4 protein-coding genes are annotated in these 6,142 nt (G+C 67.4%); 1 reads left to right on the forward strand and 3 read right to left on the reverse strand.

The window, feature by feature from the left end; genetic code table 11:
• The 3 genes from AC1DS3_RS33380 to AC1DS3_RS33390 all read right to left on the reverse strand — a co-directional run.
• A partial coding sequence (locus tag AC1DS3_RS33380) for a hypothetical protein (RefSeq protein ID WP_477128842.1) occupies positions 1-1,559 on the reverse strand: 1,559 nt, incomplete at its 3' end.
• On the reverse strand, positions 1,537-2,814 hold the full coding sequence (locus AC1DS3_RS33385; protein ID WP_477128843.1) for an ATP-grasp domain-containing protein: 1,278 nt from the start codon (positions 2,812-2,814) through the stop codon (positions 1,537-1,539). The genes AC1DS3_RS33380 and AC1DS3_RS33385, both read right to left, overlap by 23 nt.
• Entirely contained in the window at positions 2,811-4,385 is a 1,575-nt protein-coding gene (locus AC1DS3_RS33390) for a pyridoxal phosphate-dependent decarboxylase family protein (RefSeq protein ID WP_477128844.1), read from the reverse strand. Before AC1DS3_RS33390 ends, AC1DS3_RS33385 begins: the two co-directional genes overlap by 4 nt.
• 280 nt (positions 4,386-4,665) lie before the next feature.
• Between AC1DS3_RS33390 and AC1DS3_RS33395 the strand changes: the two genes are divergently transcribed.
• The gene (locus AC1DS3_RS33395) at positions 4,666-6,066 is read left to right on the forward strand and encodes an MFS transporter (RefSeq protein ID WP_477109479.1); all 1,401 of its coding nucleotides are present in this window, start codon (positions 4,666-4,668) and stop codon (positions 6,064-6,066) included.
• Positions 6,067-6,142: the final 76 nt, after the last annotated feature.

Consider the following 6,142-nt stretch of genomic DNA (forward strand, 5'->3'; position numbering starts at 1 on the left):
GTGTGCACAAGGGCGGAAACCATATCCAGGCATGCCAGCGCCTGGCCGATGAGATGCCGCTCCTGATCCAGGTCCCGCGCTGCCTGGACTACCAGCCTGGCGCTCATGCACAGCCGCAAGGCGCTGACCGGGACACCTGCCCGGTGGCCGCTGTCCACAGGCTGGCCAAGCTGGTAKGCCACGCCTGCGTCGGCGCTCCCCGGCGCCTGGACCCGGCAAAAGATGGCGGCCGTCTCCTCCCGGCTGAGCGCAGCCCTGCCGCCCCCCGGCTGGCACCGGTACAGCAGGAAGGGGTGAATGGTCTGGATCTCGTCCCAGTGGGATGGCGTGTTCAGCGCGGTGCGGTCCAGCGCCGGCACCGCCAGCGCGGCAAAGGCGGGATCGCTGCCCAGCCTTTGCTGGATGGCACTGGCAAAACGCCGCAGAATGCCAACGGCTTGCTCGGCCGGCACCGCGAGGAATTCGCGCAGCTCGTGGATCGCGGCCTGCCAGCGCAGCAGCAGGCCAAAGTTCGCATAACTGCCGAGCGCCTGCGCGCTTGCCCAGCCTTGCGGCCATTCCTCGCGCGCGGAATACAGGCGCAGCTCCGCCGGAACGCCGCGCTCGCGCAGCGTCTTGCCGATTGCCGCTGGCAGCAGCAAGGCGCCGGAAAACGAGGGCCCGGTCACAAACTTGGAGCCGGTCAGCGCCACCATGCAGCCGTTGCGCAGGTAGGCCTGGAGCGTACCCGGCTCAATGCGGAACTGGCAGGCGTCGACCAGGACCTGCACCGCCGAGGGCCAGCGGCGATGCAGCGCCGTCACGCACGCAATGCTCGGCGCAATGCATCCGGTCTTGGAGACGTCGATCAGCACCAGCAGCACCTGGCGCCCGTCTTGCACAGCCTGGCTGACGAGCGCATCGATTTGCGCATCGACCACGTTTGCATCCCGCAGGCTGCCGTCCGCGTTGCGGATCGGCACATCAAGGACGTCGCTGGCGCAGGCCTGGTTCAGGGACTCGCCCGGGATGGTGGTACGGCCCAGTGCGTTGTACGTGCTGAAGTGGCGCCCGGCGAGCGCGGCGGCCACGCCGCTGCCGCTCTCGGCCTCGCCGGCCAGGATCACCAGGGGCCGGCCCGGAATGCCCCCACCGCCCACATTCCCCGCATTGCCCGCATTGCCCGCATCGCTGCCGGCCCCATTGGCCGCCACCCGCGCGGCAACGCGTGCCGCGAGCAGGTGCACATCGGTGCCGGAAGCCGAAAAGACAAGCCCGGTGCCAAGCGCATCGCCAATGCCGCACAGCGCCAGCAACTCGCCGCGCAGCCGTTCCAGCTCGCGGCAATACAGCTCGGCCGCGCTCTGGTGCGGCAGCGCCGCGGCTAGCCGGTTGCGCAGCGCGTCCACCACGGCGAAGGCGGCGGGAGAGATCCCCGAGGACGTGGAGGAGCCAAAGGGAACCAGCCCCGTTGAGGCGAGCGGCTGGCAACCGTACTTGTTACGGCCGGTCGCCGGATCCAGCGCAATGCGGTGGTCCCCGCCGCTGACCAGCAGGTCAGCCGTCGATGGCAGCGGCATCGTGCGCGTCCACGCGGTCGGCATGGGCCTGGATTGCGTTGATCAGCATGGTCCGGAACGCCGCGAAGATCTTGTGCATCTGCGGCTGCTTGTACGGGAAGAGGTCGACCGGATCGATATCGTGCACCACCATCGCCGTGTCGGCCTCGAACACCAGCAACGCACCATCCGGCGTCTCGGCGCAATCCAGGCCCACGTAGTCAAGGCCCAGCCGCTCCTGGATCAGAGCGAGGGCATCCTTGTGGCGCAGCGCGAAGGTGTCGTCGAAGTCGCGCATGATGGCCGCTTCTTCATCCCGCTTGGCCGCGCTCTCGGCCATGCCGRCATTGAGATAGTGAATCATCCAGTGCTCGGAGATGCCGACGTGGCACACATACGCGCGCCCTTCGATCAGCACCAGCCGGTATTTGCGGAACTGGCCGTCATCGTTCCGGTAATCGATGAAGTAAGAGACATAGAAAGCCGGCTCATCCGTCTGCGCCAGGTAGCCGGCGAGTTCGGCCGCGTCGCCGATCTTCTCCAGGCCCTTGCCGGCATGCGAGCCGAGGGGCCTGACGATGATCGGGAAAGCGMCCTCGCCCAGCACCGACGAGATCGCTGCCTGCCCGCTGGCGATGCCGGCCAGTACCTGGCGATCCACGCGCAGCGTGGGCGGCATGCACACGCCCGGCGCCGAGGCCAGCAACGATGCCGCCCGGTCGCGCGAGAGCTGTTGCAGGCGATCCGGCTGGTTCAGTACCGGGCGCGGCCAGATTGCCGCCAGCGCGCGCAGGTGCTCCAGCACGGGCTGGGTGCGGTCGGATTCGCCCACGGCGATGAACAGCACGTCGTGCTCCGGCACGGCCTGCGGCAGCGGGTTTTCCGGCGTGACGTAGAGCGCATCGAGCGCCACGTCGGAATTGCCCAGCAAGCACTCCAGCGGCGTGTTGGCCATCAGGTCGCCCGACACCATGATGGCCAGCACGCGCAGGCGGGCTTCGCCATTGCGCAGGGTCGGCAAGTGATAGAGCTGGCGCACCTGCAGCGCCTCGGCCTGCATGGTCATGGCCAGCGCGTGATCGCCGATGAGCTGCAGGACCAGCGAGAGATCCATCAACGCATTGGCGTCGTCCGGCTGCGACTGCAGGTGGTTGATCAGCTCGGCGCCGAGCGGGCGCAGGTCCTCGTTCTGATGGGCTGCCCGCAGCAGGTGGCGCAGGCCGATCAGTGTGTCAGGGGCCGGCGTCATGTTGGCGGGATCAAGGATTGCGTTCATTGTGGTAGGCCGCTGGCTTCGGGAACGGGTACGGGTACGGGTACGGGTACGGGTGATTTGGCGCTCAGCGACCGGCCAAGCGCCAGAGTGGCGTTCAGCAGGACATCGATATCCTGCGGCCCGCTGCGATGATTGAACAGAGCGACCCGGATCGCAAAGCGCCCGTCGAGCACGGTCGACGAGGGCGCGGCGAGGCCGGATTCCTGCAGGGCGACAACAAGATCGCGGTTGACCTGCTCGATGGCGCCGCTCGCATCGGCATCGGCATCGGCATCGGCATCGGCATCGGCATCGGCGCCGATAAAGCGGAAGCAAACGATGTTGAGCGATACCGGCGCCAGCAGCTCAAGCTCCGGCTCGGACTCGATGCGCCGCGCGAGTTCCTGCGCCAGGGTGCAGGTGTGGGCGATCATGCCGCCCAGCCGCTCGGTGCCATAGACCTTGATCGTGAACCAGGTCTTCAGCGCGCGGAAGCCGCGCGACAGGTCCGGCCCGAAATCGCAGGGCCAGGGGGAGCCGGCCGCCATGCCGCGCTCGCCGCGGCTGAGGTACGTGCCCTCGTGCGTGGCAAAGGTGCGCAGGTGCAATTGCCGGTCCCGGACCACAAAGAAGCCGGCGTCATAGGGGACCTGCAGCCATTTGTGAAAATCGAAGGCGATCGAGTCCGCCTGCTCGATGCCGCGCAGGCGTGGCGCCAGTTGGGGGCACAGCATGGCCAGGGCGCCAAAGGCACCGTCGACATGAAAATGCAGTTGCTCCCGGCGGGCAATGTGCGCGATTTCGGCCAGGTCGTCGATGGCGCCGGTATCCACGGTGCCGGCGGTGCCCACCACGAGAAATGGCTGGAAGCCGGCAGCGCGATCGAGGGCAATGGCAGCGACAAGGCACGCCATATCCATGCGCCCCATCTCGTCAACGGGAATCGAGCGCAGATTGTCCTTGCCGAGGCCGGCCAGGTCCATGCCTTGGGCAATACAGCCATGCGCCCGGGTGGAGGTGTAAGCCGTCAGGCGCCGCGAAGCCTGCGCCATGCCGGTTGACCGCACCCCCGAGCCGAGCGCCCGGGTCCGGGCGACCAGCACGCCGGACAGGTTGGCCATGGAGGAGCCGGTCAGGAACAAGCCGCTGGCATCCTCGGGAAAGCCGAACAGCTCGATCACCCAGCGCAGCACCTGCCACTCCACCTCGACCGGGATATGGTCGCGCCCACCCAGGTTGGCATTGAGCCCGGCCGCCAGCATTTCCGCCAGCATCCCGACCGGCGTGCCGCCGCCGTGCACCCAGCCCATGAAGCCGGGATGCGCATTGCCCACGGCAAACGGCAGGATGCTGTCCATGAAGGTCTCATGCACCTGGTCCAGCCCGCTGCCCTCGCGGGGCAGCGGCTCGCGGAAGCTGGCGCGCACCGCGTCGGGTATCGGCTGCCAGACCGGGCGGGCGCGGATGCCCTGGAGGTGGTCCAGCATATCGTCGAGCATGCTGTGCCCCTGCGCCCTCAGCGCGCTCCAGTCGACGGGATCGAGACTAGTGGGGACTGGCTGCCAGCTGCCCTGGGTGGTTGACGTTGACATGKCTAATGGCGATCCGGAAAACGCTGCGTCCCCAAGGGAGGTGCGGTTCGCGACCTGGTTTCCGGGACATCGTGCCGGGGATCATAGCGCTGGGCCAGCCGGGCATTTGGTCGAGTACGGCGGGTTTTCCGCCCTATTTCTCTGCGGCCGAAAAACAACACTGCCGGCGCTGCCTTACCACATTCCAATCATTTGCGAGTCCCGCTCCGCGAGACGATAATTGTGTCGTCAAGCATCTAATGTATTGCTCGCGCCACTCCTTCAGCAGCCGCCCTCCCTCATGCAGCCACACCAAGGCCTACCCTATCCCCAACGCTCCTGGGCCATCCTCACCGTGTTTTGCGGCCTGATCATGGCCGTGCTCGATGGCTCGATCGCCAATATCGCGCTGCCCTCGATCTCGCGCGAGCTGGCCGCCGACCCGTCCAGCACCATCTGGGTGGTCAACGCCTACCAGCTCACCGTCACGGTGTGCCTGCTGCCGCTGTCCTCGCTGGGCGACATCCTTGGCTACAAGCGCGTGTACCGCGGCGGCCTGGCGATTTTCCTGGCGGGCTCGCTGCTGTGCGCGCTGTCGCCCAACCTGCCGGTGCTGGTGGCCGCGCGGGTGCTGCAGGGCATCGGCGGCGCCGGCATCATGAGCGTGAACACGGCGCTGGTGCGCTTTATCTATCCGCCCACGAAGCTGGGCCGGGGCATCGGGCTGAACGCGCTGGTGGTAGGCATCACCATTGCCGTGGGCCCCTCGGTGGGCGCGCTGATCCTGTCGGTGGCGAGCTGGCCGTGGCTGTTCGCCATCAACGTGCCGGTGGCGATCTTTGCGCTCGCKCTGGCCCGCACTGCGCTGCCGGCGACGCCGCCCCAGCCGCGCAGCTTCGACTATCGCAGCGCGCTGCTCTCGGCCGTGGTCTTTGCCTTGTTCATCCTGGGCGTGGACGGCGCGGGCCACGCGCAATGGCGCCCCGCCGCCGCCGCCGGCCTGGTGGTGGCAGCGTTGCTGGGATGGTGGCTGGTACGCATGCAGCGCAGCAAGCACGCACCGCTGGTGCCGGTGGACCTGTTCGCCAGCCGCGCCTTCACGCTGGCGGTGGGCACGTCCTTCTGCTCGTTCATGGCGCAGATGCTGGCCTTCGTGGCGCTGCCCTTCTACCTGGAGTACCAGCTTGGCCGCACGCTGAACGAGACCGGGCTGCTGATCACGCCGTGGCCGCTGATGGTGGCCATCATGGCGCCAATCTCGGGACGCCTGTCCGATCGCTATCCAGCCAGCATCCTGGCCGGCATCGGGCTGGCCTTGCTCGGGAGCGGGCTGATCGGCCTGGCGACGCTTGGGCCGGAAGCGTCCAGCTTTGCCGTGTGCTGGCGCATGGCCATGTGCGGATTGGGATTCGGGTTATTCCAGTCACCGAACAACCGCGCGATGATTGGCGCTACGCCGCCGGCGCGCAGCGGGGGGGCCAGCGGGGCGCAAGCTACCACGCGGCTGCTGGGGCAGACCACCGGGACAGCTGTTGTGGCGTTGTTGTTTAGTGTTGATGCCAGCGGGGCGGCCCGGGTGGCGCTTTTTGTTGCCGCGGGGGTGGCTCTTGTGGGGGCCGTGGTTAGTTTTAGCCGGTTGCGGAGTGGGAGTGGGAGTGGGCCTGCGGTGCGGGTGGGGGTGCCGGCTGAGGCGGATTTGTGATTTTTTTGTTGATGATGGTTTTTGGACCCAAGGGCAGAACCGTTGGCTCTTGTTTTGTGGTTGGGCTTTGATTTTT

Source organism: Cupriavidus sp. 01L46, from assembly GCF_056399905.1.